This window comes from Nostoc flagelliforme FACHB-838 (genome assembly GCF_014698065.1).
GTDB classification, from domain to species: Bacteria; Cyanobacteriota; Cyanobacteriia; order Cyanobacteriales; family Nostocaceae; genus Nostoc; species Nostoc flagelliforme_B.
Genome location: NZ_JACJSI010000566.1, coordinates 1 through 3,077, shown reverse-complemented (window position 1 = coordinate 3,077; position 3,077 = coordinate 1). Strand labels below are relative to the sequence as shown.

Annotated in this window: 3 protein-coding genes; 1 reads left to right on the top strand and 2 read right to left on the bottom strand. The window is 41.0% G+C overall.

The genetic code is table 11. From position 1 onward, the window contains the following. Positions 1 to 130: 130 nt before the first annotated feature. Together H6G97_RS48855 and H6G97_RS48850 are read right to left on the bottom strand one after the other, a co-directional pair. Positions 131 to 955 carry a hypothetical protein gene (locus tag H6G97_RS48855; protein WP_190947485.1) on the bottom strand — a complete coding sequence of 275 codons (825 nt, stop codon included), beginning with the start codon at positions 953 to 955 and terminating at the stop codon, positions 131 to 133. A gap of 460 nt (positions 956 to 1,415) precedes the next feature. After that, positions 1,416 to 1,685: a hypothetical protein gene (locus H6G97_RS48850; RefSeq protein WP_190947484.1), complete on the bottom strand. Its 270-nt coding sequence runs from the start codon at positions 1,683 to 1,685 to the stop codon at positions 1,416 to 1,418. Positions 1,686 to 2,304: 619 nt separating this feature from the next. Between H6G97_RS48850 and H6G97_RS48845 the strand changes: the two genes are divergently transcribed. Beyond that, positions 2,305 to 2,919, top strand: a complete 615-nt coding sequence (locus H6G97_RS48845; protein WP_242056157.1) for a hypothetical protein — start codon at positions 2,305 to 2,307, stop codon at positions 2,917 to 2,919. The last annotated feature ends 158 nt before the right edge of the window (positions 2,920 to 3,077 follow it).

The window sequence follows — 3,077 nt, the reverse complement described above, 5'->3', positions numbered from 1 at the left end:
ACTAGGGCTAAGTTTCCGTCCAAGAAGCCAGTACATAAGGGGGCAGGAGTTAAATTGGAAACACTTACTTTTTCTGTAATCAATACTGCTTAGAGCTTAACCGAACCGTATTGGGGGAGAAATCGGTTTATTAGTAAGCGGCTTCGGTTGTCCAAGGAAATCGGCTCAAGTCTGGGTGTTGAGCTTCAAAAAAGATGAACTCGTTTTCGTCCCAGTCGAGATGAAGGGTAAGACGAATTTTGTCAGGGTCTAATCTTTCAACACTTTTACCCCGCCAAGAGTTAGCCCCTGTTAGCTCCCAGTCGAAAGACTCTGTAGAAATCTCTGCTATGGCTGCATTTGATGCCGCATTCTCAACTATGCTGACTGAAGTGGGAATTTTCTGCTCTTTCTCGTCAACTAAAAATAATCTGTATTCAGGCGGTATCTGAGCAAGACTGATAAAATACTTAATGATTTCTGGTACAGATTGTTGAAGGGTAAGGCGATCTCTATCAAGTATGACCAGATGCTCCTCTACTGTCGGGTACGAAAACAAGCGATCGCGCACAGCAATATTGGTTTGTCTAATTCCTGAAATGTTTAAGCTTTTTTGCAGGTATCGGATACTGTTTATAATTCTGTGCTGAAGATAAATTTCAATGCCAAAGCTTGAATAAAATTCTTCACCTATATTTTCAAAGGGTTGGTCTTGTTGTCGCACTTTGGTAAAGTTATACCAAACTTGAGGATTAGACATAATCCGGTAAATCATTAGTTCATCTTCAGCACTACCCTCCAGTCCGGCTATTGCCAAGTAAACTTGCTTGTTTAGTAATGAAGGGTAGGTGAATTTGTGACGATTAGGGGATTTCATGTGAACACAGTCCCAAAGCAGCGAGGATAACCCTTCGGTAGTGAACAGATAAGGGTTATCTTGGAGGAGTAGGTGAAAAACTGGTACTGGATTATACATAAATTTAGTTTTATGGCAATATGATGGAGCTAGCACATTGTTTAATAGCCAGCATTTGTAGTTTTTACATGGTTAAATATACTTAAATTAATAATTTGACAGATACATAATTTTTTGGTTTAAATCTCATTTATATCGGTTTTAGATAGCTTCAAATTCTTTATTTAGTGATAAATCTCAGGAATGCCACTACAAGGCTACTCTTGCCTAGCTTTTGAAAATTCTCTAAGTTAGACGTGACTATCCTTTGCAGAGGAGCTAGTTCAGATGATCGCGCTCTTGTCTGGGGAGCGATCGCTTCTAGTTATTTATAAAAAACTTCATCACATTGCTGCTATCAAATTACTTATTTCTCAGCTTCCTGCTAAATCGCGCATAGCACACATTCAATATTGAATCTGTTAAGTGAGTATCACAGACTGTATAATGCTTGTTAATTTTGCTAGGGAGTTGTCTGTCTTTAGTGCGTTTTTGGTTCTTCATTGCCACCATCAATTATTTTTAGACCTCTCTTGGTAGCTTTACGTCTTTGATCACCTAATGGTTCAACTTTTTCGCTTTCAGGCAGCTTGCTCAAGCAATGCTCAAACAGAACTTTCTCTACATAAGCATTCACACTTTCATTGGTTTGATTTGCTAAATCTACCAATTGATCCGTTACCCAACTATCAAGCCTGTAAGTTGTTGCAATACGCCTTCTTGCGGTCATGTCTAAAGCTGCACTGTACATTTTCTCCCTCAATTGCAACACAACCACACTATACCTACAATCGCTGACTAATAGCAATACAATAACAATACAAAATATTGATGCAAACCAGAGCAATCATAAATATACTGTATTGCTATTGTATTGCATAAATATCGAAGAGCGAGTATATTACTTTTAAGGGCAAAGGAAAGCCAGCTGCTTTCCCCCTCGAACGCAAAGGGTTCGCAAAATCAAACCAAATCGAGTTAACGTTCCAAGTCGAAACATAGTCTAGAGACATGATCACCGGGGTATAGCACAAGCTCTACTGAGTGGGTAAAGAAGCCTGGAGAAGCAATCAACGGACACACAGCCATTTTGAGCAAGCCTTTTATTCAAAGCAGAAGCAATCGTCTTAGTGCAGTGGCTGGCAAATAATACTATTGAAGCCGTCGGTCGCGTGACACACTATGTCTTCTGCTTAGTAGCTCTAACTACTGGTTAGGAGTAAGAAAAATGAGGCTTCGCCAATTCTAAATTGAGAGTGTTGTGCTGAAAGCACAACAAACTCACCAATAAAAATAGGACGATCGCCCCGTCGGGAAAACTGTGCGATCGCCCCTATGCCCTTCACTTATTAAATAAGAGGCAATTTCTAATGATGACACAAAATTTAGCCCCTGCGCCAACAAAAGATCCGTTAACCACACGCGATCGCCAAATCATTGCAACCATCGTCAATCAGTCGGACTACTCAAAAGAGTGCAAGCCCGAAGATGTAGTAACTATCTGGATCAACAGTGATGATATCGTGTGGGTGAAAATGACCCACGGCTATGCTCGATACCACAAACAATCATTCAAACGCGCTGTTGCAGAGGTTAAAGAGAGTCTTTCTGCTCCAGTAGAGTGCAATCACAAGGAAGAAAACCAATTAAAACAAGCTTCTGAGAAAATAGGCTTGTTAGGTGATTGTGATTGGCTATCGTTAAGCGTCCAATACTATCCTGATAAAGTAATTGGTCACGCTGGTTGTTATGTCTCTCACAAGGCTCGAATATTAACCCCACCATCTGAATGGGACTTCACCCTACCGAAGTGGAATATGCCTGCTGCCATCTGTCCAGACTGCGAAGGACATGGGTGCGGTAACTGCTCGTATCGTGGTACTCGCGCAGAAGACTTGTGTACGCCAGTAGATGGCTACCGACTGACGTATGTAGGACGCACTGACCTTCAGACGGCTCACAATGTATATTTAAACCTCGTCTAGGTTGAGACCCGTAGTTTTTCCTCATCAGGTTTGAGATGAGTTGTCACCCACAAACGATCTGCTACTGTATTGGGAGAGGCATTAATTTGTTGTTGAAATACTGAAACCTGTTCAATTAGGTCAGACTGACGCTCATAGCAAGTATGATATGTAACATC